General features: G+C 57.3%; 32 protein-coding genes and 2 pseudogenes. 18 read left to right on the top strand and 16 right to left on the bottom strand.

Features of this window, described 5'->3' with window-relative positions:
* Nucleotides 1-14: 14 nt before the first annotated feature.
* From WD823_RS10250 to WD823_RS10240, 3 genes are read right to left on the bottom strand one after another with little or no spacing between them, the layout of a single operon-like run.
* A complete protein-coding gene (locus WD823_RS10250; protein ID WP_368429399.1) occupies nucleotides 15-1109 on the bottom strand; it encodes a WD40/YVTN/BNR-like repeat-containing protein in 1095 nt (364 codons plus the stop codon).
* Between the two features lie 9 nt (nucleotides 1110-1118).
* Nucleotides 1119-1388, bottom strand: coding sequence for a MoaD/ThiS family protein (locus WD823_RS10245; protein ID WP_368429398.1), 270 nt, complete (start codon nucleotides 1386-1388; stop codon nucleotides 1119-1121).
* A gap of 27 nt (nucleotides 1389-1415) precedes the next feature.
* The gene (locus tag WD823_RS10240; RefSeq protein ID WP_368429397.1) at nucleotides 1416-1556 is read right to left on the bottom strand and encodes a hypothetical protein; all 141 of its coding nucleotides are present in this window, start codon (nucleotides 1554-1556) and stop codon (nucleotides 1416-1418) included.
* Nucleotides 1557-1822: 266 nt separating this feature from the next.
* Here WD823_RS10240 and WD823_RS10235 point away from each other — a divergent pair, with 266 nt between their 5' ends.
* The 9 genes and pseudogenes from WD823_RS10235 to WD823_RS10195 all read left to right on the top strand — a co-directional run bounded on the left by WD823_RS10235 (nucleotide 1823) and on the right by WD823_RS10195 (nucleotide 8073).
* On the top strand, nucleotides 1823-2173 hold the full coding sequence (locus WD823_RS10235) for a hypothetical protein (RefSeq protein WP_368429396.1): 351 nt from the start codon (nucleotides 1823-1825) through the stop codon (nucleotides 2171-2173).
* Nucleotides 2157-2621, top strand: a complete 465-nt coding sequence (locus WD823_RS10230) for a DUF2231 domain-containing protein (RefSeq protein WP_368429395.1) — start codon at nucleotides 2157-2159, stop codon at nucleotides 2619-2621. The genes WD823_RS10235 and WD823_RS10230 overlap by 17 nt, the downstream gene beginning before the upstream one ends.
* 69 nt (nucleotides 2622-2690) lie before the next feature.
* On the top strand, nucleotides 2691-3419 hold the full coding sequence (locus WD823_RS10225) for a helix-turn-helix transcriptional regulator (RefSeq protein ID WP_368429394.1): 729 nt from the start codon (nucleotides 2691-2693) through the stop codon (nucleotides 3417-3419).
* A gap of 310 nt (nucleotides 3420-3729) precedes the next feature.
* On the top strand, nucleotides 3730-3981 hold the full coding sequence (locus tag WD823_RS10220) for a GFA family protein (protein WP_368429451.1): 252 nt from the start codon (nucleotides 3730-3732) through the stop codon (nucleotides 3979-3981).
* Between the two features lie 75 nt (nucleotides 3982-4056).
* A pseudogene (locus WD823_RS10215) lies at nucleotides 4057-4539 on the top strand (NAD(P)-dependent oxidoreductase); the annotation flags it as partial.
* A complete protein-coding gene (locus WD823_RS10210; protein WP_368429450.1) occupies nucleotides 4525-4950 on the top strand; it encodes an NAD(P)-dependent oxidoreductase in 426 nt (141 codons plus the stop codon). The pseudogene WD823_RS10215 and the gene WD823_RS10210, both read left to right, overlap by 15 nt.
* 228 nt (nucleotides 4951-5178) lie before the next feature.
* Nucleotides 5179-6240 carry a quinolinate synthase NadA gene (gene nadA / locus WD823_RS10205; RefSeq protein WP_368429393.1) on the top strand — a complete coding sequence of 354 codons (1062 nt, stop codon included), beginning with the start codon at nucleotides 5179-5181 and terminating at the stop codon, nucleotides 6238-6240.
* A gap of 108 nt (nucleotides 6241-6348) precedes the next feature.
* Nucleotides 6349-7080, top strand: a complete 732-nt coding sequence (locus WD823_RS10200) for a DUF2238 domain-containing protein (protein WP_368429392.1) — start codon at nucleotides 6349-6351, stop codon at nucleotides 7078-7080.
* A gap of 279 nt (nucleotides 7081-7359) precedes the next feature.
* Nucleotides 7360-8073 carry an OmpA family protein gene (locus WD823_RS10195; protein WP_368429391.1) on the top strand — a complete coding sequence of 238 codons (714 nt, stop codon included), beginning with the start codon at nucleotides 7360-7362 and terminating at the stop codon, nucleotides 8071-8073.
* Between the two features lie 92 nt (nucleotides 8074-8165).
* Here WD823_RS10195 and fabB read toward each other — a convergent pair whose 3' ends face one another.
* Together fabB and fabA are read right to left on the bottom strand one after the other, a co-directional pair.
* On the bottom strand, nucleotides 8166-9383 hold the full coding sequence (gene fabB / locus WD823_RS10190) for a beta-ketoacyl-ACP synthase I (protein ID WP_368429390.1): 1218 nt from the start codon (nucleotides 9381-9383) through the stop codon (nucleotides 8166-8168).
* An 11-nt stretch (nucleotides 9384-9394) separates the two neighbouring features.
* On the bottom strand, nucleotides 9395-9934 hold the full coding sequence (gene fabA, locus WD823_RS10185) for a 3-hydroxyacyl-[acyl-carrier-protein] dehydratase FabA (protein ID WP_368429389.1): 540 nt from the start codon (nucleotides 9932-9934) through the stop codon (nucleotides 9395-9397).
* Nucleotides 9935-10649: 715 nt separating this feature from the next.
* On the opposite strand from fabA, the gene WD823_RS10180 reads away from it, so the two are divergent.
* The gene (locus WD823_RS10180; protein WP_368429388.1) at nucleotides 10650-11399 is read left to right on the top strand and encodes a class I SAM-dependent methyltransferase; all 750 of its coding nucleotides are present in this window, start codon (nucleotides 10650-10652) and stop codon (nucleotides 11397-11399) included.
* Nucleotides 11400-11478: 79 nt separating this feature from the next.
* On the opposite strand, the gene WD823_RS10175 is transcribed toward WD823_RS10180, so the two are convergent.
* From WD823_RS10175 to WD823_RS10165, 3 genes are all read right to left on the bottom strand, one after another.
* A complete protein-coding gene (locus WD823_RS10175; RefSeq protein WP_368429387.1) occupies nucleotides 11479-11985 on the bottom strand; it encodes a DUF1993 family protein in 507 nt (168 codons plus the stop codon).
* Nucleotides 11986-12061: 76 nt separating this feature from the next.
* A complete protein-coding gene (locus tag WD823_RS10170) occupies nucleotides 12062-12478 on the bottom strand; it encodes a DUF1761 domain-containing protein (protein WP_368429386.1) in 417 nt (138 codons plus the stop codon).
* Between the two features lie 12 nt (nucleotides 12479-12490).
* The gene (locus WD823_RS10165) at nucleotides 12491-12853 is read right to left on the bottom strand and encodes a VOC family protein (protein ID WP_368429385.1); all 363 of its coding nucleotides are present in this window, start codon (nucleotides 12851-12853) and stop codon (nucleotides 12491-12493) included.
* A gap of 110 nt (nucleotides 12854-12963) precedes the next feature.
* Here WD823_RS10165 and WD823_RS10160 point away from each other — a divergent pair, with 110 nt between their 5' ends.
* The 3 genes from WD823_RS10160 to WD823_RS10150 all read left to right on the top strand — a co-directional run bounded on the left by WD823_RS10160 (nucleotide 12964) and on the right by WD823_RS10150 (nucleotide 14272).
* Nucleotides 12964-13380, top strand: coding sequence for a winged helix-turn-helix transcriptional regulator (locus WD823_RS10160; RefSeq protein ID WP_368429384.1), 417 nt, complete (start codon nucleotides 12964-12966; stop codon nucleotides 13378-13380).
* 115 nt (nucleotides 13381-13495) lie between these two features.
* Nucleotides 13496-13825, top strand: a complete 330-nt coding sequence (locus tag WD823_RS10155) for an ArsR/SmtB family transcription factor (protein WP_368429383.1) — start codon at nucleotides 13496-13498, stop codon at nucleotides 13823-13825.
* 9 nt (nucleotides 13826-13834) lie between these two features.
* Nucleotides 13835-14272 (top strand): SRPBCC domain-containing protein, encoded by a 438-nt coding sequence (locus WD823_RS10150; RefSeq protein ID WP_368429382.1) that lies wholly within the window; start codon nucleotides 13835-13837, stop codon nucleotides 14270-14272.
* A 131-nt stretch (nucleotides 14273-14403) separates the two neighbouring features.
* Here WD823_RS10150 and WD823_RS10145 read toward each other — a convergent pair whose 3' ends face one another.
* Complete coding sequence (locus WD823_RS10145) at nucleotides 14404-14853, bottom strand: hypothetical protein (protein ID WP_368429381.1); 450 nt, start codon at nucleotides 14851-14853, stop codon at nucleotides 14404-14406.
* A gap of 351 nt (nucleotides 14854-15204) precedes the next feature.
* On the opposite strand from WD823_RS10145, the gene WD823_RS10140 reads away from it, so the two are divergent.
* Together WD823_RS10140 and WD823_RS10135 are read left to right on the top strand one after the other, a co-directional pair.
* Nucleotides 15205-15849, top strand: a complete 645-nt coding sequence (locus WD823_RS10140) for a sorbosone dehydrogenase family protein (protein WP_368429380.1) — start codon at nucleotides 15205-15207, stop codon at nucleotides 15847-15849.
* Between the two features lie 356 nt (nucleotides 15850-16205).
* Nucleotides 16206-16379, top strand: a complete 174-nt coding sequence (locus WD823_RS10135) for a hypothetical protein (RefSeq protein WP_368429379.1) — start codon at nucleotides 16206-16208, stop codon at nucleotides 16377-16379.
* Between the two features lie 138 nt (nucleotides 16380-16517).
* On the opposite strand, the pseudogene WD823_RS10130 reads toward WD823_RS10135, so the two are convergent.
* The 6 genes and pseudogenes from WD823_RS10130 to WD823_RS10105 all read right to left on the bottom strand — a co-directional run.
* Nucleotides 16518-16652: pseudogene (locus WD823_RS10130) on the bottom strand (MFS transporter); the annotation flags it as partial.
* Nucleotides 16653-16752: 100 nt separating this feature from the next.
* Nucleotides 16753-17109 (bottom strand): TfoX/Sxy family protein, encoded by a 357-nt coding sequence (locus WD823_RS10125; RefSeq protein WP_368429378.1) that lies wholly within the window; start codon nucleotides 17107-17109, stop codon nucleotides 16753-16755.
* Between the two features lie 17 nt (nucleotides 17110-17126).
* Nucleotides 17127-17996 (bottom strand): class I SAM-dependent methyltransferase, encoded by an 870-nt coding sequence (locus WD823_RS10120; RefSeq protein ID WP_368429377.1) that lies wholly within the window; start codon nucleotides 17994-17996, stop codon nucleotides 17127-17129.
* A gap of 197 nt (nucleotides 17997-18193) precedes the next feature.
* On the bottom strand, nucleotides 18194-18706 hold the full coding sequence (locus tag WD823_RS10115) for a hypothetical protein (RefSeq protein WP_368429376.1): 513 nt from the start codon (nucleotides 18704-18706) through the stop codon (nucleotides 18194-18196).
* A gap of 42 nt (nucleotides 18707-18748) precedes the next feature.
* Nucleotides 18749-19000: a hypothetical protein gene (locus WD823_RS10110; protein WP_368429375.1), complete on the bottom strand. Its 252-nt coding sequence runs from the start codon at nucleotides 18998-19000 to the stop codon at nucleotides 18749-18751.
* 105 nt (nucleotides 19001-19105) lie between these two features.
* Nucleotides 19106-20620 (bottom strand): fumarate hydratase, encoded by a 1515-nt coding sequence (locus WD823_RS10105; protein WP_368429374.1) that lies wholly within the window; start codon nucleotides 20618-20620, stop codon nucleotides 19106-19108.
* A 218-nt stretch (nucleotides 20621-20838) separates the two neighbouring features.
* On the opposite strand from WD823_RS10105, the gene WD823_RS10100 reads away from it, so the two are divergent.
* Together WD823_RS10100 and WD823_RS10095 are read left to right on the top strand one after the other, a co-directional pair.
* The gene (locus WD823_RS10100; RefSeq protein WP_368429373.1) at nucleotides 20839-22119 is read left to right on the top strand and encodes an MFS transporter; all 1281 of its coding nucleotides are present in this window, start codon (nucleotides 20839-20841) and stop codon (nucleotides 22117-22119) included.
* 153 nt (nucleotides 22120-22272) lie between these two features.
* Entirely contained in the window at nucleotides 22273-22716 is a 444-nt protein-coding gene (locus tag WD823_RS10095) for a DUF411 domain-containing protein (RefSeq protein WP_368429372.1), read from the top strand.
* 175 nt (nucleotides 22717-22891) lie between these two features.
* Here WD823_RS10095 and WD823_RS10090 read toward each other — a convergent pair whose 3' ends face one another.
* The gene (locus WD823_RS10090) at nucleotides 22892-23758 is read right to left on the bottom strand and encodes a dienelactone hydrolase family protein (RefSeq protein WP_368429371.1); all 867 of its coding nucleotides are present in this window, start codon (nucleotides 23756-23758) and stop codon (nucleotides 22892-22894) included.
* A 231-nt stretch (nucleotides 23759-23989) separates the two neighbouring features.
* Between WD823_RS10090 and WD823_RS10085 the strand changes: the two genes are divergently transcribed.
* Complete coding sequence (locus WD823_RS10085) at nucleotides 23990-24388, top strand: hypothetical protein (protein WP_368429370.1); 399 nt, start codon at nucleotides 23990-23992, stop codon at nucleotides 24386-24388.
* The last annotated feature ends 15 nt before the right edge of the window (nucleotides 24389-24403 follow it).

Below are 24403 nucleotides of genomic sequence, written 5' to 3'. Positions count from 1 at the left end.
AAGCCCGGTCCATCTCATCTTCCTTCGCCGAAACGTACGGCGTATACCGGCGGCAGATTCATGGAGAGATTTTTCCAGGAATCGCCCTGGTCATCCGACAGCCACAGGCCGCCGGTGGTCGAGCCAAGCACCAGTTGTTTCCCCGTCGCGTCGATGTCGAAGCCGTGGCGGTAGACCAGATCGTACGCATGTTCCTGCGGCAGGCCTTTGCGCAGCACTTTGAAACTTTTGCCGCCGTCGCGGGTGCGCGTCACCACCAGTTTCCCGTCCACCGGGATGCGGCGTTCGTCCTTCACCGCCGGGACGAACCACGCGGTGTCAGGATCGCGCGGGTGTACGGCCACGGCGAAACCGAACACGGACGGTTTCACATCCTTGATTTCCTGCCAACTGGCGACGCCGTCGGTCGAACGGAAAATACCGTTGTGATGTTGCACCCAATACACATCCGGCGCGGCCGGACACTGCACCATTCGATGCGGGTCCTGGATGTTGGGGTCGAAAGCGCGCTCCGGCGGCACGTACACCGCGCGCATGCCCTGGGTGTGGGGCTGCCAACCGGCGCCGGAGTCGGTCGTGAGCCACACGCCGCCGCTGGACAGCGCGACCGCAACGCGGCGGGCGTCGCGCGGGTCGACGCAGATCGAATGAATCCCGGGCTGATCGTATCCGCCACCGAACCATTCCTTGCGCTCGGGGCGGTTCCACAATGATTCCACCAGCGTCCAGGAATCGCCGCCGTTGCGGGAGTTGAAAAGCGCGCCCGGGATCGTGCCGGCCCACAGCGTGCCCTTCTCGTTGCGTCCGCCGGTTTCGAGTGACCAGATCTGTTTCACCGAATCCGTTTTTTTAGCTTCCGATTCCGCCGCAGCCGGTAAGGCGGGCATGGCGCATTCCTCCCAGGTCTTGCCGTTGCGCGTGCGGTGCAGCTTGGGACCGAAGTGACCGAGATTGAGCGCGGCGTACACGACGCCGTCGCGCGCGTCCGGCAGCACCATCGATACCGGATCGCCGAGGAAATCGATTTGCTTGATACGAATGCGTTTATTCTTGCCGCGCACGAAAGTGAACAAACCTTTGCGGGTGGCGACATATATTTTATTGGCCATGTTTTATCCTCAACCTCCGGAAAGCGCCTGTATGACGTAAACCTCGCTCCCCGCGTGCACCGGGTCGGTCAGGCGCACGCGATCGCCGATCATTTGACCGTCCACGAAAATCGCCACGTGCTGGCGCAGTTGACCCTGGTCGTCTAATACGTAGCCGCGCAGGACCGGTTGGTCAGCGAAGACCGCTTCCAAGACCGCCGCGACGTTGTGCCCGCCGACGGCGCGCGGCGGGCAGGTGAGGTGACGCTGAAGATTGGGAGTGAACACGACTTGAGGCATATCCCTACCCTGACGAGTCCGGGACCGTCAGGGTATTCTCGGGTTCGCCCCGAAATCAAGCAGCGCCATGACGCCGGTTTTCCCAACCGTGAAACAATAAATAACAAAAGACCCATGTTGATTGGGGTTTTTCTGAATTGCCTGCCTGCGCGGTTTTTTCTTTCCCATCTGCCGGCGATGCCGCCAGTGCGCGCCACCGTGTCGCGCCGTCGCCGCGCCAGGCACCGCCGTGCATGCACGCGAGCGTGGCGGGACCCGGCTTCGAGCGCCCGCTCCGGCGGACGTTGAAGCCTCCTGGTGGTAACAAATTCCCTGATTTGGCTAAGACAAATAATACAAGTTATAACTTGTATATTAGAATTGCCTGTGTTATATAGTGGTTGCGCGCGATTCTGCGCACCTGGGTGAATCATCAATGAATAGGAGAAATCAACATGCTGGTAATTGCTGCAGTGTTGTTCGCCATCGCCGCCCTCGGCGGCGTCGCCATGGCCTACATCCATTTTAAGAAAGACAAAAATCCGCCCGTTCCGCTGGCCGTGCTCCACGGCTTGCTGGCGGCCACGGCCCTAGTGATCTTGATCCTGGCGGTCGTGCAGTTCGGTGCGACGACCGTAACCGCGTGGGCAACCGGTCTTTTTGTCGTCGCGGCCCTCGGCGGTTTCTTCCTCGTCAGCTATCACGTCCGTGGCCGACGGCTCCCGAGCCCGGTGGTCGTGATTCACGCGCTCGTGGCGGTTGTGGCATTTCTGCTGTTGGTAGTCGGGGTTGCGGGCGTCGCATGACCGCGGGAGGCTGACCGTGCGCGCGCGCATTGCGGGACATCCGCTGCATCCAGCCCTGGTGCACTTCCCGCTGGCACTCTGGTTTGTCGCGATCCTGTGGGACCTTGTGGGTTGGTGGCAATCCGATCCGCTTTGGTGGCAAATGGGTTACTGGTGCCTGACGCTCGGTATGGCGGCGTCGCTTCCGGCGCTGGTTACCGGTGTGCTCGACTTCCTGGGGTTGCGCGCCGACGAGCCCGGCCTCAACGCGGCAACCGCGCATATGATGGTGATGTTAAGCGCGACCACCGCTTTTGGGTCGAGTTGGATATTACGCGCGCTGGCGGGCGCGCCGGTAGCTCCATCGAACTGGGCGCTCGGTCTGGCACTGGTCGGCGCAGCGCTGCTCGCCGTGGGCGGCTGGCTGGGTGGTACACTGGTCTATCGGCACGGCATCGGACGCTCGTAAGGAGTCGGATAGGCACGACTGAATGTCGATCCGCCCATGTGTAGCAATATATTTGTAGTCCACATACCAATGGCGAAACGTTTAAGGCGAAAAGGCGGGAAACAGCCCGCGCCAGACGCGCGCGAGGCGGTCACGGGAGTGCGCCAGTCCATTCTCGCGTTGCTTAAGCAGCGTCGCGGAGCCGGAGTCGCGGAGTTGGCCGATCATCTGCACATCAGCTATGAAGGCGCGCGCCTGCATCTGGTCCAGTTGGAAAAGGAGGGCTGGATCGTGAAGCACCTGGTGCGCCCCGAGAACGTTTCCGCCGGCCGCCCTGTCGCGCGCTATGAACTTACCGCCGCCGGCGATCATGTCTTCCCCAAACATTATGATGATCTGTCGGTGGAGATAATCGATGGAATAGCGGACCGGCTTGGTCCGCAAGCGCTCAAACAGGTTTTGAGCAATCTCACTGAAAAGCGCATCCGCGAGTGGACCCCGCGGCTCGAAGGCAAGACGTTGAAGGAACGGCTCGTCGCGTTGCAAGGGGTGTATTCGGACGAGGACCCATTCATGTCAGTCGAAATTGGTCGCGACGGCATGCGGCTGGTGGAGCGCAATTGCCCGTTTCTGAACGTGGCGAGCCGCCGGCCTGCATTGTGCAGCGTGACGGTTTGTACGCTGCAACATCTGCTTGGCGTAAAAGTCGTCCGCGAGGAACGGTTTCAGCATGGGCACGGCCGTTGCGTTTTTCGAGTCCTGCCCGAACAAAAAATAGATGCGCGCCGGTTTCGTTTCGCCTGGGAGCCGGCGCCGTAGATTTCCATTGGGATGTCGGTGTCGACGCGCGGCGAGGCAACCACGCGCTGGCACTGTTGGGGTGCAATGCGGGGATCAAGAGCTGTTTCATAGGTAATCCGCATGCGATAACCTGCTTCATCTTCAGGTTCTCAAAGGACAATCCATGACTCAATTCATCTTTCGCGGAAGCTGTCTCTGCCGTTCCGTCCAGTACGAAGTCAGCGGGGAGCCTCAACGGTTTAATCATTGCCACTGCCGCCGCTGTCGCAAGGTCACGGGCACGGAGCATGCATCGAACCTGCTGGTGAAGCCCGGATCGATCAAATAGATCAAGGGCGAAGAACGGGTTCGTTCCTACAAAATCCCGGAGGCGAAGCGCTTCACCAGCCGGTTCTGTTCGGTGTGCGGCAGCCAAGTGCCACGCTACGTGAAGGAAACGGACATGATCGTCATCCCGGCCGGTTCACTCGACGGCGACCCAATGATGCAGCCACAAGCCCGCGCTTTCTGGGACTCGCGGGCAAGCTGGTCTTGCGGTGGCGACGACATCCCGGTTCATTCGGAATATGCGACCAGTTAAAGCGGTCGAAGCGATTTAATTTTCAATATCCACTCCCTTGCCTAATAAGGTAATGTTCACTTTTTCCGTCAGTACAAGGTGAAACCCATGCAACTCGGATTTATCGGTCTCGGCAACATGGGCAGCGAGATGGCGCGGCATCTGCTCGCTGCCGGACACACGATTACCACTTATGCGCGCAGCGAGCGTTCGCGCGCCCATGCCCACCGGCTAAATTTAAAACTGCTCGCCTCACCCGCCGAGGTCGCCAAAGTGAGCGAAGTGGTGTTTACCATGGTCATGGCCGGATGCGATGTCGAGTCGGTCGCGCTCGGGTCGGACGGGATTGTGCATGGCGCCGCGCCCGGTTTGATTCATGTGGACATGAGCACGATATCGCCCGCAATCGCGCGCGACGTGGCGCGGCGCCTTGGCGAACGCGGTATTGCCATGCTGGATGCACCGGTCTCGGGCGGCGTCGCGGTGGCCAAGGCGGCCTCGCTCACATTCTTCGTCGGCGGCGAAAAGACCGTATTCGAACGCGTTCGACCACTGCTGGAAACCATGGGCAAGACGTTTTTTCATATGGGTCCGCCGGGAACCGGGCAGGTGACCAAGCTCGCCAATCAAATCGCGCAGCTTGCCAGCCTGCAAGGGGCGGCCGAGGCGCTGCTGTTCGCGCGCGAGCAGGGCGCGGATCCGGCCAAGGTGCGCGAGGCGGTCATGACCGGAATGGGCGCGAGCCGCATGCTGGATGAGCTGGGCAAGAAGATGGTCGAGCGGGATTTTACCGCCGGCATCGTGGCCGCGCTGCATCACAAGGACATCGGTGTCGCGCTCGAACTCGCGCATGAAACCGATCTGCCGCTGCCCGTTACCGAGCAGGTGATGCAGCAGCTCAACGTGCTTATGGATAGCGGCTTCGGCGAGCAGGACACGAGTTCGCTGCTGTTGGTGCTGGAGCAGATGCGGGGAAGCAAGGACCGATAAACCGTGCCGGTCGGCAACATCACCGCCGCCACGATACCCCGCCCGCGACCGGCCGCCTCCGATTTCCTGGTTTTCCTCGTGATCCGTGATTCCCACGGCCTCACGGTATTTGATTGAAATAACCGCTGGGTGATTTAATGGGGCGCAGTGTATTGATTTTGGAGTGGCCCGGCCGCAAACAATAAGCAGTGCATGCTCCCGGACCGGGCCGAGCACGAGAGGTAAAAAATGAATCAGCGAGTCGAAATTCCCGTCCCGGTGAACGTCAGGTTACCGACGGCACCGCCGCCCCCGTCGCTCTCGGACGGGGAACGCACGCGCCTGCGCGAACGTATCAAGCGACTCCTCGAGGAACGCAACGCCGTGCTGGTCGCGCACTACTACGTGGATGAGGACCTGCAGCGCCTGGCCGAGGAAACCGGCGGTTGTGTCGCGGACTCGCTCGAGATGGCGCGCTTCGGCAACGCGCACCCCGCGCGGACGCTGGTCGTCGCGGGGGTGCGGTTCATGGGCGAGACCGCGAAAATCCTCAACCCTGAAAAGCGCGTGCTCATGCCGACGCTGGAGGCCGAGTGCTCGCTCGATCTTGGCTGTCCGGCGGACCAGTTCATCCCCTTCTGCGACGCCCACCCCGACCGCCAGGTAGTCGTGTATTCCAACACCAGTGCCGAGGTGAAGGCGCGCGCCGACTGGGTCGTCACTTCGAGCATCGCGGTCAAGCTCATCGAACATCTGAAAGCTCGAGGTGAGAAAATTCTCTGGGCACCGGACAAGCATCTCGGAAAATATTTACAACGCCTGACCGGCGCGGACATGCTGATATGGAACGCCGCCTGCGTGGTGCATGACGAGTTCAAGGGCCTGGCGCTCGCGGCGCTCAAACGCCAGAACCCCGATGCCGCGATCATTGCGCATCCCGAGTCGCCGGCAGCGGTGCTCGATCAGGCCGACCTCATCGGATCTACCAGCCAGCTGATCCAGGCGGCGAAGGATCTCCCGAATAAAAAGCTGATCGTCGCCACCGACCGCGGTATTTTCTACAAGATGCACCAGGCGGCGCCGGACAAGATCCTCATGGAAGCGCCCACGGCGGGCGAGGGCGCCACTTGCGAAAGCTGCGCCCATTGCCCGTGGATGGCGATGAACGCCTTGACCAATCTGGCGGAAACGCTGGAAACCGGCGCGAACGAGGTACACGTCGAAGAGGCGGTGCGGGTCAAGGCGCTGCGCGCCACGCAACGCATGCTCGATTTCGCCCGCTCAATCCAACAGAAAAGCCACGGCGATTGAAGCATCCCTTTCGCCTGGGGTGGCTAACTGTCCGGCGGATAAAAGGGACGGATTAATGGATCTTGCGCCGGTTTATACCGATTACAAACATCTTTACCATTAATTTCAATGATCACCCGCTTGGTTCGTCACAACTATCTGCTGATTCTGGCGGGCATATTCGCGTTCGAGTGGGTTTGGCTTGCCATCGAACCCTATGACCGCGCCGACTGGGCGCTGGAGAATGCGCTAGTCGCGGCATTCGTGCTGGTGCTGGGCCTAACCTATCGTTACTTTCCTCTGTCGAATATTTCCTACACCCTGATATTCGTATTTCTCCTGCTGCATGAAATTGGCGCGCACTACACCTACACCAGGGTGCCGTATGACGAAAGCTTCATCTTTCTCTTCGGTTTCAGCCTGAACGATGCGCTCGGCTTCGAGCGCAATCATTTTGATCGCGCGATTCATTTTTCCTACGGGCTGTTGCTGGCCTACCCGGTTCGGGAGGTGTTCATCCGCATCGCCAGCGTGCGCGGTTTCTGGGGCTATTTCCTGCCACTCGACATCACCATGTCCAGTTCCATGCTCTTCGAGCTGTTCGAATGGGGCGCGGCCGAATTCTTTGGTGGCGATCTCGGCATGGAATATCTTGGGACGCAGGGCGACGTCTGGGACGCTCACAAGGACATGGCGCTGGCAAGCCTGGGGGCGCTGATGGCAATGATCGTTACCGCTGCGATCAACCTCAGCCTGCAACGGGATTTTGCCGCCGAATGGAATGAAAGCCTGCGCGTGAAGATTTTCCAACCGCTGGGCGAAAACAAAATCAAGCGTATGCGGCTCAGTCGCCGGCGCTGAACCGGCGTGGCCGGCGACCAATTATCCTGAGAGTGTCCACCCGATACCGCTGACGGCGAAGCAAATCGGAAGGAATTCTCAGTTTTTTCTTTGTGGACTCCTGTCGGATGTTTTCTAAGCTCCGCTCACGCACCCGAAATCGTCCGTCCATCCTTTCCAAATTGATCTTCACGATACACGTCCTTTAGTATTTTTCCCTTGACCCGCACGGAAGCAAAAGGGTCCGGAATTTATTAACTCGCAGCAACCATTCAGATTACCTGCAAAAGGGAGATGATCATGAAACAGTTAATGCGTATTGGGCTGGTGTCCTGCGTGTTCTTCGCCGGTTGTGTATCGACTTCGACGTTCGAGGAGAAGCAATCCGAACTCGACGCCAAGCAGAAAGAGCTTACGGCGTGCGAGACGCGCGCCAAAAACGATTTGGCCGCGTGCACAGCCGCCCGCGCGGAAACTGACGCGATACTGATGTCGGCGAACCAGGAACTCGGCGTGTTCCGCCAGGCGGCGGAGGCCAACCAGCGCAAGCTGGAGGCGCTGCAAAAACAGGAGAATGATCTGCGCGCGCGGCTGAGCCAGGAACTCGCGGACAAGAACGTGGAGATCGAACAACTCCGCGGCCAATTGTCGGTCCGCATGCTCGACAAGATCGTGTTTCGCTCCGGCAGTGCCGATATTCTTCCCCAGGGAATGACGGCCCTCGACAAATTGGCGGAGGCCATCAAGGACGGCGCCGACGTCATCCGCGTCGAGGGGCACACGGACGACACGCCGATCAGCGAGAAGCTCAAGGCGAAGTATCCTTCCAACTGGGAGTTGTCCGCCGCACGTGCCGCGAGCGTGGCGCAGTATTTCGAGACCAAGCACCAGATCGATCCGACCCGTCTCGAATCCCTGGGTTTTTCGAAGTACCACCCGGTAGCGGCCAACGATACGGAAGAGAACAAGGCGCGGAACCGCCGGGTCGAAATCGTATTGAAGCCCGCGCTCTAAATAATCTGCGCGAGAAGAAAGAATCGATATGGAGGCTGGAGGGTATTGAAAAGATCCTGTCGCACGGATGCTGGTCCCGTTTGGCAGCGGAGTTACCCGCTGAAGCGCTTGAATACCAGGCAGGCGTTGGTGCCGCCGAAACCGAAGCTGTTGGACATGACGGTCGTGATGCCGGCCTGGTCGATGCGTTTACGGGCAATCGGCATATTGGCCGCGGCGGGATCGATATTTTCGATATTGACCGACTCGCAAATAAAATCCGCTTCCATCATCAGCAGAGAATAAATGACTTCATTCACACCCGCCGCACCGAGCGCGTGCCCGGTGAGCGACTTGGTAGAGCTGATAGTAGGTATCTTGCTGCCGAACACCTCGCGTATGGCCTCCAGTTCGCGGGTGTCGCCGAGTGGCGTGCTGGTACCGTGAGCGTTGATGTAATCCACGGGCCCATCCGCGGTGGACAGGGCCTGCTGCATGCAGCGCACGGCTCCCTCGCCGGAAGGCTGCACCATATCGTATCCATCCGAAGTCGCGCCATAGCCCACCAGTTCGGCGTAGATTCTGGCGCCGCGTTTGCGGGCGTGTTCCAGCTCTTCGAGTACCACCATGCCACCGCCCCCGGAAATCACGAAGCCGTCACGGTCCACATCGTAGGCGCGCGACGCCTTGTCCGGTGTGCTGTTGTATTTGGAAGAAAGCGCTCCCATGGCGTCGAACATCACCGTCATGGACCAATGTAGCTCTTCACCGCCGCCGGCAAATATCATGTCCTGCTTGCCCATCTGGATCAGCTCGCCGGCGTTGCCGATGCAGTGCGCGCTGGTGGCACAGGCCGAACTGATGGAATACCCCACGCCCTTGATCTTGAAAGCCGTTGCCAGGCATGCCGAGGTGGTGCTCCCCATGGTGCGGGGTACCATGAACGGCCCTACCTTGCGCAGGCCCTTGGAGCGCAGCGTGTCGGCCGCCTCGACGGTGTTCGCTGTCGACGCTCCCCCTGAGCCGGTAATCAATCCGATGCGCGGACTGGAAATTTGCGCTTCACTCAACCCGGCGTCCTTGATGGCCTGAGCCATGGCCAGGTAATTGTAAGCGGCGGCATCGCCCATGAAACGTCGCAGCTTGCGGTCGATCAATTTTTCTATGTCGATTGTTACCGCGCCGTGAACGTGACTCCGGAACCCCAGATCGGCGTACTCCCGGCTGAAGGTAATGCCGGAGCGAGCTTGCTTGAGTGATGCCAACACTTCTTGTTTGTTTTTGCCGATGCTGGAAACGATACCCAGTCCGGTCACTACAACTCGTTTCAAGGTTCCTTCCCTCAGAAATTCTCGGTAGATGTAAACAGGCCCACGCGCAAATCCGACGCGGAATAAATTTTTCTCCCATCTACCTCCATCACCGCATCGGCGATACCCATAACGAGCTTGCGCATGATCAAGCGCTTGATATCGATGCGGTAGATCACCAGCTTGTTTTCGGGCGTCACCTGACCGGTAAACTTCACTTCGCCGGCGCCCAATGCGCGGCCTTTGCCCGGTCCGCCCATCCACCCGAGATAAAATCCCACCAACTGCCACATGGCATCCAGCCCCAGGCAGCCCGGCATGACGGGGTCGCCCTGAAAGTGGCAGTGGAAAAACCACAAATCCGGTTTGATGTCCAGCTCGGCAATCATCTCGCCTTTGTCATACGCCCCGCCGGTTTCGGTAATGGAGGTGATGCGATCGAACATCAGCATGGGCGGCAGCGGCAACTGGGCGTTGTCGGTGCCGAAAAGCTCTCCCCGCCCGCAAGAGAGCAGTTCTTCACGTGTATAGCTATTTTGTTTTTGCTTCAACGCTTTTATAACTGCGTTCATTATTGATTGAGCCTCGCTGGGCAGGTATGTTCACTCCTCTTATCTAGTGTTGGGGCTGAGCGACTTGCGGAAGGCGATGCTTGTTCCACCCCTTCCGTTGAATCGGAATCAACCTGCTCGCTGCAATCAGGAGGTCAGTCCAATCATAATTTTACTGATTTTTTGTAATGGTGTTCTGGATTAATTCCGGAACCTTTATTGTTACCGTCGTGGCGCACGTCTTGGTCTCCAGCCAGGCGCTATTGGCGCTTCCCTGCTCCGGCACGGGTTTTGCCAAGATTTTCCCTGGTATTTTCTCGATATTCTCCGCGTTTCAGCGATGCTCGATTATTAAATCAGAGCTTCCGTGACATGTCTAACGGTTTCCCGGGATCGGGCAATGCCCAACTGGTTGTAATTTTCAAGCGATGACGCCGAATAGACTCTAATATTACCAACGGATTGCTTGTAATTCAGTTTATTCGAGCCCCGTTTCGCTGTCGGATATGAACAAGGTGATTAATTTGAGAAGATTATGCTGGCCACGACGGCGTTTGTGAACATGTGGGCACACAATACTGACGAAAAGATAATCTAGGAATAAGTTCAAACCATTGTTGGAAACGTCATTTTTGAGATGTTTGGCTAAGGGTAGAGACATAATTTATTTTATTACGCTGAGATTGAACCGCCGCTTTAACTTTTTTTGGAACACGTGATTACCAGGAGAAAGACAGTGAATAAATATTTCCATCCCCGGCATTGGGCAAGCACTGGCTTGCTGGTCGCCGCCTTGTTCTCCGGGGCAGTCATTCCCCCCGCGGCGAGTGCCGCACCGCCCGATTACCACACCATCGTAACGAGTCCCGACCGGTCGGGGGACGATCGCGAACTGGACAAGCGCCGCCGTCCCGAACAGTTGCTGGCATTCGCCGGTGTCAAACCCGGCATGAAAGTGCTCGAAATCGGTGCCGGCCGGGGATATACCGCGGAACTGCTTGCGCGCGCGGTCGGGCCAAAGGGCGTGGTGTATGCGCAGAACACCAAACCACGGACTGAATTTGACGAGCGATTTAAGAATGCGGCGGTGAAAAACGTGGTGTCAGTGATCCGTCCGTTCGATGACCCGGCGCCGCCGGAAGCGAAAAACCTGGATCTGATCACCGTGATACTGATTTATCACGACATCACCTATTTACCGGCCGACCGCACGAAAATGAACCGCCGGTTTTTCGACTTGCTGAAGCGGGGCGGATATCTGGTCATTGTCGATCATTCCGCGAAAGCCGGTGCCGGGATTAGCGTGTCGAAATCCCTTCATCGCATCGAGGAAGCGACATTGAGGCAAGAAGTGGAAGCAGCGGGATTCAAGCTTAATGCGGAGGGCGATTTTTTACGCGATCCCGGTGATTCGCGTGAAGTGCCGTTTCGGGAGGCGAGCGACATGGTCACCGACCGGTTTGTACTGAAATTCGTTAAGCCCTGAACATTTCGCCAGATGATGTGCCGGCGCGCAGGTGGCGGCTCGTCTGCTGCTTGGCAGCAATCGTTATATCCGGGCGGGACTAAAATTTTCCCAGATAATCCTTTTTTCCCAGCTCGACGCCATTATGTCTGAGAATGTCGTAGGCCGTGGTGACGTGAAAATAAAAATTGGGTAGTACGAAATTAAGCAGATACGGCATCCCCTTGAAGGTCAAACTTTCCCCGCCAATTTTCAGATGAATCGTTTTATCCTCCGTTCCGTCAATCTGGCCGGGTTTGAAGGTCTTGAGAAAAGCCACCGTTTTATCGGTGCGGGCCAACAGCTCCGGGAAGGTTGATTCGTTGTCTTCGAACTTGGGCGGTTCCTGCCCTGCCAGCCGCGCCGCGCACCCCTTGGCGGTATCCGAGGCTATCTGCACCTGTCGCGCGAGCGGAAGCATGTCGGGAAACAGTCGGCTGTTGATCAGCACCGTTGGATCAATTTTCCTGGACGTTGCGTGGGTGGCGCCTTTTTTCAGCACTTCGGCCAAGTTACCCATCATGCGGATAAATGCCGGAATCGACGCGTGATACATGGATGGAGTCATCGGCTAAGCCTCCTTTAATGTATTTCAATTCTTCGTAGCAGTGTCCAGGCACAGCAGCAGGTGACACCGAATGCCGTTATTCGGCACTTATTTTTGTTCTGAATATCCAACCGATCAGGGCGCCGGCGGCGACGAACTGAATCAAATGGAAAAGGGTACTTAAAGTAAAAAAAGTCGCAAGCGAGTTTACGTCGGTTTTGGCGGCAAAGGCCAGCACCGATACGCTCCACAGGAATCCCCCCATCAGCAGACCGAAGCGTATCCCGGTGAGGATGGGGTGCGTACCCTTATAAAAGAACGGATAAAGGTAGGCGAGAATCAGTCCCTGCAGCACCATGGAACCGATACCAAAGGCGAAGATCGGATTTTCGCGGGTGTAAACACCCAGGCTGTGGTAACTGTCTTTGAACCAGATCAGGTGCCAAGGAAACGCCAGGGCAAAGGTCACGACCACATAGCCCAGTGTCGCCAGAGTGAATTTCTTTGCGTTCATGGTTAATGACCTTTAATTCATACTGTGGAGGCCGACGCGGTTGCCCTCGGTGTCTTCGAAATAGGCGATGAAGCCGTGTTCGCCGATGGCGGTTTTCTTTTGCAGCACTTTCCCACCCGCTGCTTCGACCTTGCCAAGCGGGCCGGCCAGATCCTTGCTCCCGTTCAGATATACAGTTGTCCCCCGGTTGCTTGGGCTTACCTCTCGTGACTCCACAAGTGCACCCGAAGCAATACCAGGCCCGAAAGGGAAAAATGCCATCGGCGCCGGTTGTTCCATCTTTTGCAGTTCCACGCCCAGCACCTTGCGGTAAAATTCGGCCGCACGCTTTAAATTCTTGACCGGCATATCGAACCACACGACTATGTTTTCCATGATTGTCTCCTGATCGTTAAATTAAGGACGACTACTTGCAAAAAGCAAGTAAAGGATAAGGCCGTAACTTGTAATTTGCAAGTATGCAAGAAACCCCCTATAAACGGCTTATGTCCAGGACCAAACCTACCCGCCGTTCCGCCTGCCCGATCAGCTATGCGCTGGATTTTTTCGGCGACAAATGGACCCTGCTGGTGGTCCGTGACCTGATGTTCGGCGGCAAGCGCCGCTACGGCGAATTTCTCAATTCGGACGAGGCCATCGCCACCAACATCCTCGCCGACCGGTTGGCGAAGCTTGAAAACGCCGGGATTATCCGAAAGTCGGCTGACCCGCAAACCCGAGCCAGGAATGTTTATCGCCTGACCGATAAAGGCCTGGATCTGATTCCCGTGATGCTGGAATTGGTGGTCTGGGGTGCGAAGTACGATCCCCAAACCGGCGCACCCATGGCATTTATCCGGCGTTATAAGACGGATCGGGAAAATGTCGTCAAGGAAATTCGCGATCGGCTCGCCAAAAACTGATGCATGGTTGGTTACCGGGCCCGGGTGACGCGCAGCAGTCTGCTCCGGTCCGACGGGCCTTAGCGTTTTTTCACCCCCTTGTCTTTCGTTACAAGACCGGATAATATTTAACCAAATGGTTAACTTAAAATCTACCGCACTGGATTCAACGTTTGCGGCCTTATCGGATCCAACCCGCCGCGCCATCCTGGCCCGACTGGCGCAGGGGGAGGCGCTTGTGGGCGAGCTGGCCGAACCCTTCGCCATGTCATTACCTGCTGTCACAAAACATTTGAATGTTTTGGAAGAAGCGGGCCTGGTCAGACGAATCAAAGACGGGCGCATGCGACGCTGCCGTTTGAACGGCAAAGCCCTGAAATCGGCGCATGCCTGGTTCTCGGATTACGAGAAATTCTGGCAACGCAATCTGGATCGCCTGGAGAAATACTTGGTTAAAACCGTATAGGAGGATGTCATGGATACCGCCGTCGATACTTCGCTTACATTAAACCGGACACTGAATGCCGATATTGAAAAGGTATTTGATGCCTGGGTTACCCCCGAATCGCTGACCAAATGGTTCGCGCCATCCGATTCGTTCAAGACGGAAGTGCACGCGCTGGATTTTCGCAAGGGCGGGCGATACCGCATTTCCATGACTGAACCCGACGGGAAAGTACACACCGTGGCGGGGACCTATCAAACAATCGATCGACCCAACAAGCTGTCGTTCACCTGGGAATGGGAAAATGCGGAAAAACTAAATCGGTCAACCGTCACCATTTTACTGCAGCGCGATGGCGAACAGACGAAGCTGACATTAATCCATGAGGGACTCGCCAGCGAAGAATCATCTCAACATCATCGGCAAGGCTGGACCGGTTGCCTGGGACGGTTGGCGGCCGTGTGCTGACTCTTATAAACGGCGTACGACGATTTTTATCGGGTGGCCCCAGAAATTTCATGAATTTCCCTCAGCCAGCATCGCGAAGATCGTTGGCCCGAGGAATGACCCAGCGGACGGTTAATCAAAAAACTTTCCGCCTAGCGTAATACCTTGTATACGACATCGTGCTCGCGGGCGTGCTCTTTCACCCGTAAACCGAATGATTGACCTGCAAGCACCTCGCTGACATGGACGTGCTCGACTTCCATTGATTCGATGCGCTGTTTGAAGTCGCTCGTGTGTCCCTTGATATGCACCACGTCGCCCTCCCGCAACATGCCGGAATCGAGCTGGACAATCGCCACCGAGAGATGCGAAAAATAATGGGTGACGATCCCGACCCGTTCCTCCGTGTCCGGCATCGTGTAGGTCGCCATGGGGACGGTCGTCGCGCGCGGCATTGTTTTGCCGGATTTCGACGCGGTTTTTTTCTTTGCCGTTACTTTGGCGCGCGTGGTTTTGCGGCTGGCCTTTTTGCCGGCGGCCTTGCGAACAGTGGTTTTTTTCTTTGCCTTTGCTTTTGTCTTGGTTTTCTTCCTGGTTGTCATCGGGGTATCCTCCGGTAATTTGGATGTTTTGGATATTGTTCATTTCTCGAACACCGTGTGGTTATTGAACCATCGATACCCGGTGGTCGGAAGACGGTCTAACGGCAAATTCAACCGGTAATATCATACACAGCGACGAGGTAAATTTCCGCGTGCAGTTTTACTTGGGGGCCCTCATTTATCCGTCAACGGAATACAGGTACCATGAATATTATCTCTATGATAAAACGCTTATTTCATCCACTGTGTATTCTTCCCGGGCATCAGCCAAACCGCCTCGTTCCTGACCGGCCAAAGTTGATGGCGGCCAGAACGACCGGTTTGGGCCGAGTATTTCGACAATTCGTAATATTGTTTTTCATTGTTGTTCCGGCATCAGGAATCAAGGCCGATACGCCCCGGTTATCCTTTGTAGAACAGACGATTAGCGCAGGCAGCGAGCGCCTTATTGCACAAGTGCCGAAGGGCTATCGTCTGGAACTGCTGACAGACAAGCTTGACCGGCCCCGGTTGATGGCGTTTGCGGAAAACGGTGATCTCGTTATTGGATCCAAGAGCGGGAAAGTCTATCGCCTGTCCCGTCCCTACACCGATCCTGCGGTACTGGTCGAACTCGACGACTATCCGCACAGCGTCGCTTTCCGGGGCGGGGAGATTCTTATCGCCCGCAACCACGGACTGTATCGCGCGCCCTACCGACCGGGTCAGAAGCAGCTGGCACCGATATCGATTACTTTGCTGGCCCCCCTTCCCGGCGGTTCGGGCCACAGCAGTCGCACCGTGGGAGTCGGTCCCGACGGCCGGGTGTACGTGAGCCTCGGTATTCAAGGCAACTGCAGTGATCAATACCTTGACGATCGCTATCCCTTCGAGGATCGGCGGGGCGGGGTTTACGTTTTACGCGAAGCGGGCGGTAAATCTTATTTGGAACCTTTCGGCACCGGGTTTCGAAATCCCGTGGGTTTTTCCTGGCATCCCCAGACAGGCGTGATGTAGGCGAGCAATAACGGCCCCGATCATCTGGGTTATGAACATCCACCCGAATATTTCAGCCGCATCGCTCCCGGTTCATTTCACGGCATGCCTTGGTATCAGTTCAAAGGAGAGAAGATAATTCGTGACCACTGCATTTTGAGTCAGCCGCCACGATCGATGTCGGATGTGGTGATGCCGGTTGCCACCTTCCCGGCGCGCAACGCACCCATGGCGGTGGTTTTTGTGCCACAAGGCGCAATGGATAAGTCGCTCGAATTCGGTGCGATTGTGGCATTGCGCGGTTCTTGGGCGACTAAACCCACCGGCGGCTACCTGGGGGCAGCAAGGCGACACGACGCCCACCCAGGATCGTCATCGTGCGGTTTCACGACGGCAAGGCGGAACGCGTCGATGATCTGGTCACCGGATTTCAAAACGAAAACGGCGATCGCTGGGCCCGGCCCGTCGGGGTAGCTGTCGGTCCCGATGGCGTGCTTTATTTCACCAGCGACGAGGGAATAAACGGGTTGTTTCGGTTAAGCCGGAAATAAATCCGCGCGCCGGATTCGGTACACTTGTTGTTGACAGCGACGGTAATTCCCCGGTTATACCGGAAAGTTCGCTGGCGCATACATTAACGAAAGTCCGCGGGTAAAAATCGTCGTCGATCGGCCGCCGCTCATGGGGTAACCGAGTCCGGTGGTGGGATTGAGCGGCGAAACAAACAGCCCCAGCGACCGCCGCGCCCCCATGGTGACCAGCAACATCGTAGCCGCGAGCAGAGTGATGCCCCAGAATTTTTCCGCGCGATCGCGTTTACCCATCAGTTATTTCTATCAGGCTGTGGCGTCAAAGGAAATTGCGTTTCTGCGGCGCAGTCTGGTTACACGCAACGCGCGCACTTAACTGGAAGCGGATTTGACATTATTTTATGCGTGGCTTGATTTTTTTGGTTTTTCTCGGCAGGGCACGGGCGCATTCGGTGCCGTGCGCCACCCAGTTCTTGAATACGGTGTCAGCGCGATATCCTTTCGGCGATACCACCACAAAGCCCGTCATCGGTTTTCCGGTAAAATCAAACGCGCGCGTATGCGGCCGTGTCATTGCCTGATCGAATTCTTCCGGTTGTACCCGAACGATCAGATCCGCGCGCAGTATCCCACCACACATGTTTCCATGGAGCATGAAGCAGATACCGCCAAACATTTTTCTTTCAGAGAATCCCGGGGGTCGGTTTAGCTGCAAGCGCAACCGGTGCGCCAGTTGTTCATCGTAACTCATGTAGACGGGGTTTCCTGTCAACCGCCGGGATTACGGGCAGTAATCACCCACGAGCTCGAGTTCATGACGATCTTTCCGCCATTCATGTACCGCGCGAGATGGTCGCGCAGGGCCGCTTCGATGTTCTGGCGATGGCGTTCGGCTACCTCGCCCGCCTCGCGGAAGATTTCTCCGGCCGGTCCGAGGGCGAGCTGGAACTGCGTCGCCTTCTCCGGTGTGTTGCCGATCTCCACCGGTCCGTCAACGCGCTCAAATTTAAAGTCGATATATCCGGCCGCCTTGAGTTGGGCGCTCACGACCGATTCGCTCGCCATGGAAAACGGTCCCGGCCCGCAGGTCGAAGCGTTATCGCCCGGTGGCGGGAGGAACTGGAGCACCACCTCCTTGGGCACGCCGAACCAGGGATTATCTTCGATCATGCGCCACACCACGATCATGAGCTGGCCTCCGGGTTTCAGGGATTTGCGCATGTTGCGCAGCGCCGCCACCGGATTGGCAAAAAACATGGTGCCGAAGCGCGAAAAGCAGAGATCATAGATCGGTTCGAAGGGGTGAATTTGCACGTCGCTCAAAGTGAATTCAACATTCGAAACTCGTTGCGCTTTAGCATCTTCCCGGGCGGTCTGAAGAAAGTTGTCGCAGCAGTCAATTCCGACCACGGTTCCGGACGGACCCACGAGATGGGCAAGCACGAGGGATGTGTCGCCCCAGCCGCAACCGACGTCCAGCACTCGGGAACCGGGTGGAAGTTTCAGTTTCTGGAACGCGGTGTCGCTGTGGTGGCGCATGCCTTCGCGCAGGATGTGGCGGTAGCGGTTGAACTTATCAACCAGCGTTGAATTCCAGAAATCGATGAAATCCTGATTGGGATTGGCAACGGATGACATGAATACGTTCTCCTCGCTCAAGTCTTTTTAATACGTTTTCTTATCGTGACAGCATATTTGACCAAATCAAGCATATTTGACCAAATCATCCAAATCATACAGTCACCGGTCCAGCAAGGTTGCAGTTTGAAGCGATCGGCGGTGTATCAAGCCGATGGCCGACGGCGCGAAAGCATTTCTGCTACTTACAGTGAGGATTAGGCCGGGGCAATGAAATTTTGCCGCGAATACATTTCCTTGAATCCGGCGCGGAGGATGTTGCGGTACGAATGACTGGGATTGTCCGGTACCCGCTCGCCGGTTTCAACGACCGCTGTCCGGGCGCCGCGAACCGCGGCTTCGCGCAGGCGCCGGGCCAGGATCGCATTCTGGGCCCCCTGCCGCCGATGCGCCGCCAGCGTGCTCGCGAAACCGAGCCAGGCGTACCCGCCGTCTACGTAAGCCGCCGCCCCGGCAACCGGGGTTTCTTTGGCCAAGGCCATGACACAAATCCATTGCTTCCTTCCCGGCAACGCCGCGAGCCACGGTTGCATCTCGGCGGAGAATCCGAAACCCTCGACGACAACCCGGCCGAATGCCGCCGCGGATTCGCGACCGACCACTCGAATGTCGAGATCAGTGGCCGCATCGAGCGGTTCATTGCAGGGACGCGCGAATTTCATCCAGGCGTAACCGCGGGCGAAGCCTTGCGCCTCGAGCCAGTCCGCCAAGGTTGCCGGCTTCGCAAATGGGGTGACGGTTACGGCATACGATTAGTGCTGCCGGGACATGTATCGGGTTACCGCCGACAGGTCATCCCGCGTGGTGGCGCGATCAACTCCCAACCCGGTGGCGCGGCGGAAAATGAGTGCGGGGTTGAAGTGTCGGCAACGGAAACAGGCCGCGCCCGCGACCACGTTCACGTCGATGCCAAGCGAGGCGCGCAGTCCGACCGGCGCCGCGCGATAAAAATCTGCCACGGCTTCGGCCTCAATCCGGTCAAGTGCCATGAAGTCGATCTTCATGAATACAGCTTTGGATCAGTCGTCAATTTCCAGGGAGGCATTGCATCCCGGAAAGCGGAAAACCGAAACCATGTCGCTCAGGAAACACTGGAAAAACGTTTGAATCTAGGCGGCTGTAACGGGTATCTTGCTGATTTTGGCGCGCCACTCAGCCGGGCCGGTTTTGTGCACGGCATTGCCGAACGCGTCCACCGCGACCGTGACCGGCATGTCCTTGACGTCGAACTCATAAATCGCCTCCATGCCCAGATCGGGGAATGCGAGCAGGCGCGCGCCGCGGATCGCTTTCGAAACGAGGTAGGCGGCGCCGCCGACGGCGATGCAATAGACCGCCTGGTGTTTTTTGATGGCCTCGATCGCCACCGCGCCGCGCTCGGATTTTCCGACCATGCCCAACAGTCCGGTTTTTTCAAGCAGCGGTCCGGTGAATTTGTCCATGCGCGAGGCCGTGGTGGGGCCGGCGGGGCCGACGACTTCATCGCGCACCGGATCGACCGGCCCGACGTAATATATAAATCGCCCGCGCAGGTCAACGGGGGGTTTTTCACCCTTATTGATAATTTCCATCAAGCGCCTGTGCGCGGCATCGCGGCCGGTCAACAGCTTGCCGCTCAGCAGGAGCCGGTCGCCGGATTTCCACGTGGCGATCTCAGCGCGCGTGATCGTTTCGAGGTTGACCTGTCGGCTGGTGCTGAAATCGAGCGTGAGCTTGGGCCAGTCTTCGAGGTTGGGGGGATCCAGGCTGACCGGTCCGCTGCCGTCGAGCACAAAATGCGCGTGCCGCGTGGCGGCGCAGTTCGGCAGCAGGGCCACGGGCTTCGAGGCCGCGTGCGTGGGATAGTCGGTAACTTTCACATCGAGCACCGTAGACAACCCGCCCAGTCCTTGCGCGCCGATTCCCAGCGCATTTACTTTGTCGTACAGTTCCAGCCGCAGTTCCTCGGCGCGATTCGAGGGGCCACGGGCCTGCAGTTCATGAATGTTGATCGGTTCCATCATTCCCCATTTCGCCATGAGCATCGCCTTTTCCGGCGAGCCGCCAATGCCGAGCGAGAGAATGCCGGGCGGGCACCAGTCGGCGCCCATGATCGGAACCTGTGACAGCACCCAGTCGACGACGCTGTCATTGGGGAGCAGCATCGCGAATTTCGATTTGTTCTCCGATCCGCCGCCTTTGGCCGCGACGATGACTTCCACCTGGTCACCGGACACGAGTTCGACATGCGTCACCGCCGGGGTGTTATCGCGGGTGTTCAGGCGCTTTCCATCCGGATCGGACAGAATCGAGGCGCGCAGTTTATTGTCCGGATCGAGATACGCGCGGCGCACGCCTTCGTTTACCATCTCCGGGATGGTCATCCGCGCTTCCCAGCGCACGTCCATGCCGACGCGGAGAAACACGATACAGATACCGGTATCCTGACAGATGGGGCGGTGACCTTCGGCCGCCATGCGTGAATTGATCAGGATCTGCGCCATCGCGTCCTTGGCGGCGGGCGATTGCTCGCGTCGATAGGCCTCGTGCAACGCCTCGATATAATCGACCGGGTGATAGTACGAAATGAACTGGAAGGCGTCAGCGATACTCTGGATAAAATCTTGCTGTCGAATGGCGGTCATGGTGAGTCCCCGGATTTCCGGCAGGGAGACAAATCTACCACACGTCGGTGTGATTATCCCGCGGCTTCACTACTGCCCGGGTAAATCCGGTTGTGATCAAAGCCGTTGCATCTCGGAATCTCGGCAACCATTGTTGTCGCGTCAGGCACAAAAGTTTAAGCTGGCGTGAAAAGCCAATAAATCAGATCGATACCGTCCACAACACGAGCCTCACTTCTTTGAAAAATAACCCGAAATACGGCGCTTATTCGCTGTTGCGCTGGAGCGCATTTGCTCTCGTGGTGCTGGCTTATATGCTTTCGTTTTTTCATCGCGTCGCTCCCGCTGCGATCGCCACCGATCTGCAACAGGCATTCAGCGCCAGCGCGGCGGCGCTTGGCGGGCTCGCGGGCATTTATTTTTATGTCTACACCGTGATGCAGGTCCCTACCGGTATCCTGGTGGATACACTCGGTCCACGTCGTATTGTCACGCTTGGCGGTATCGTGGCCGGCATTGGCTCCGTCATGTTCGGTCTGGCGTCGTCAATGACCGATGCCTCGATTGGACGATTCCTGGTTGGGCTGGGTGTATCGGTGACCTTTATCTCAATGCTCAAGCTCAACGCCTCGTGGTTTCACGACCGGCACTTTGGTACTGCGACCGGACTGACGGTCCTGCTGGGGAACCTGGGCGCCGTCATGGCGGCGGCGCCGTTCGCCTGGGTGTTGCAGTTTACCTCCTGGCGCAGTGTGTTCATCGCGATCGGCGGCCTGTCATTGGTGCTCGCTCTGCTCACCTGGTTTTTCGTGCGCGATCATCCGGGTGAAGCCGGTTTACCCAGCATGCGAGAACTGGATGGCAAGGCGGCGCACCCGCCGCATCAAGGTCACTGGTTTGATGGCCTGACGATGGTGCTCGGAAATCGCCTGACCTGGCCAAACTTCTGGTTGAACCTCGGGCTGGAAGGTTCGTTCCTCGCTTTCGCGGGCCTGTGGGCGGTACCGTTTCTGCAGGAGGTTTATGCAATGAGTCGGACCACCGCCACCATCCACACGAGCCTGTTGCTGGCCGGGTTCGCTTTCGGCGCCATGACGATCGGTATGATTTCCGATCGCCTGGGCCGGCGCCGGCCGGTGCTTGTTGCAGCCATTTTGCTGCACCTGGTGTGTTGGCTCCCCCTGGTCTTTTCTTTGCCGATGCCGCGGTGGTTGAGTTTCCTGTTGTTCCTGCTCATGGGGCTTGGTGCCGCGGGCTTCACCCTGAGCTGGTCCTGCGTCAAAGAAGTAAACCGGCATGCGCTTTCGGGGATCGCCACCAGCGTCGCCAACACCGGCGTATTCCTCGGTACCGGCATACTGCAACCGCTGGTAGGCTGGACCATTGACCGCGCCGGCTCCGGACAGGGGGCGGCGATGCAATACCGGCTGGGAATCCTGATTTTCTTTGCGTTCGTGGTATTCGGATTTCTGGCCACCCTGCGCGTCCGTGAAACCTATTGTCGTTATCTCTCTGAATAACCGCGTTTAGCGGGGTTTACCTGCAAAATGGACTTCCGCTGGTCTGCTTAAGCACGTGAATTATTACGCCAACATCAGAAATTGATCGAGGTCAAATTATTCGAGTTTGGAATCCAGTAATGTATCGCCACATGATCGCAGGAGACCCTTTCCATGAGTAATCACTCTGCCGCCGTTGTTTCCCTTATCGTGGCCATGTTTTTCGGTGGCCTGCCACTCGCTGTCGCCAGCGAGATTACCGTCTATAAGAGCGTTACCTGCGGATGCTGCAACAATTGGATTGCGCACATGAAGCAGAACGGTTTCACTGTGAAAGCAGTAAACGTGGCGGATCCCGTTTCTTACAAAACAAGATATGGCGTGCCCCTGAATCTCGCCTCCTGCCATACCGCCTTGGTCGAAGGTTACGTGATTGAAGGCCATGTGCCGGCGGCCGATATCAAGCGACTGCTCAAGCAGCGCACCAAGGTTAGCGGATTGATTGTGCCCGGGATGCCGGACGGCTCACCCGGTATGGAGCAGGGTAATCCTCCGGTGCCATACGATGTGCTCAGCTTTGACAATCGCGGAAAGGTAATGGTGTATTCCAGGCATTGACGATCTCGTCCTTTTCAGAACGAAAAACGCACATCTCATTCCCGGCAAAACTTGGGCTGGTTGAATTCAAAATAATTGAGCGAGTTCCGCATCGGGTACCGCTTTAGTCGCGTTCTGATTAAGCGGGAGAAACGGCAGCGGATTGTTTACCGATTTCAACGGGCGAGGACCGGATTTACGCTACACCGTATTTTTTGAACCACGCCTGCAGGCGTTTCCAACCGTCTTGTGCCGGTTCCTGACGATAGCTCGCGCGGTAATCGGAATGAAAAGCGTGTGGGGCGTTGGGGTATATAATGATCTCTGAGGGGTGCTTCGCGGCTTTAAGTTCATCCTGCATCATTTCGACCATCTCGACCGGGATGCCCTGGTCCTCGGCGCCATAAAGGCCCAATACGGGCGCCTTGATTGACTTGACCAGGTCGAGCGGATGCACCGGGTGTAAATCATCGACGACGCCAGTGAGTCGACCGTACCACGCCACACCGGCAGTGAGACGGGGACTGTGCGCGGCATACAACCAGACGATTCTTCCACCCCAGCAAAAACCGGTGATACCGAGTTTGGAACCGTCGCCTCCGTTCTTGGATGCCCAGGCGAACGTTGCGTCCAGATCGGACATGACCTGTGCATCGGGCACTTGGGCGACAACATTACGTATCTCATCGATATTCGTGATTTTTGAGACGTCGCCCTGGCGCGCAAAGAGTTCGGTCGCCACGGCGTGATAGCCCAGTTTGGCGAACCGGCGGCAGACGTCGCGTAAGTATTCATGCACGCCGAAAATTTCATGCACGACGAGCACGATGGGGTAATTTTTCCCGGTGGCGGGCATGGCACGGTAGGCCGGGATCTGGCCATCCGCAACCGGTATTTTCACCTCACCGGCAATCACTCCGGCAGTATCCGTGTGAATCACGGTTTGTGCTGCAATCGGCCGTACGGCCGCCGCGAAGCCGGCGGCCAGGGCACCGACAATAAAATGGCGTCGTGTGAATCGGTTTGGTGCATTTGTTTTAATCTTGGCTGCTTTCTTATTCATGTCTTTTTCCTGGATTGGGCATGACGCGGTTCTGCTTCGCGTCGAGCGCCATACGATACTCCATTAACAAAATATTTTAATTCCGGCCGTGGGCGGCCGTGAATAAGGAATTATAGTAGTTATATCAATAAGATAGAATTCAGTTTTGTTCAGCTTGGGTTCAGCCGACGGGTCGTAATCTCGATCACAGATGTAGCCGTCAAAATTTCAATGCAACCCAAGGAGAATACAATGAACCGCAAAATGTTGAGCATTGCTGTAGTGGTATTGGCGGCAGCCTTGGCCGCCCCGCTGGCTGCGCAGGCTGATCGCGATCACGGCGATGGCCATCACCGTTCCGTATACCGTGAGAAACACGTGGTAAGGCATTACTACCATCCGGGCAAGGCCTACGGACATCGGGACAGGCGTCATTCAAATCATCACTATTATAGATCGGCGCCGCCACGCCATCACGACGAGCATGATCGGGACCACCGTCGGTCATCATCCGCCGCCCCCATCATTCTCGGCAGTGTGATTGGCGGGGTGGTGGGACACGAAGTCGGCGCTGGCGACCCGGGTCATACCGCGGTCGGAGCGGTAATCGGGACCATCATCGGATACGACATCGCGCGTCACCGTCGTTAATTCGGACGCCAGCCG

The sequence above is a fragment of the Sulfuricaulis sp. genome (assembly GCF_040901545.1).
GTDB lineage: Bacteria > Pseudomonadota > Gammaproteobacteria > Acidiferrobacterales > Sulfurifustaceae > Sulfuricaulis.
This window is presented reverse-complemented; position numbering and strand designations above follow the sequence as displayed.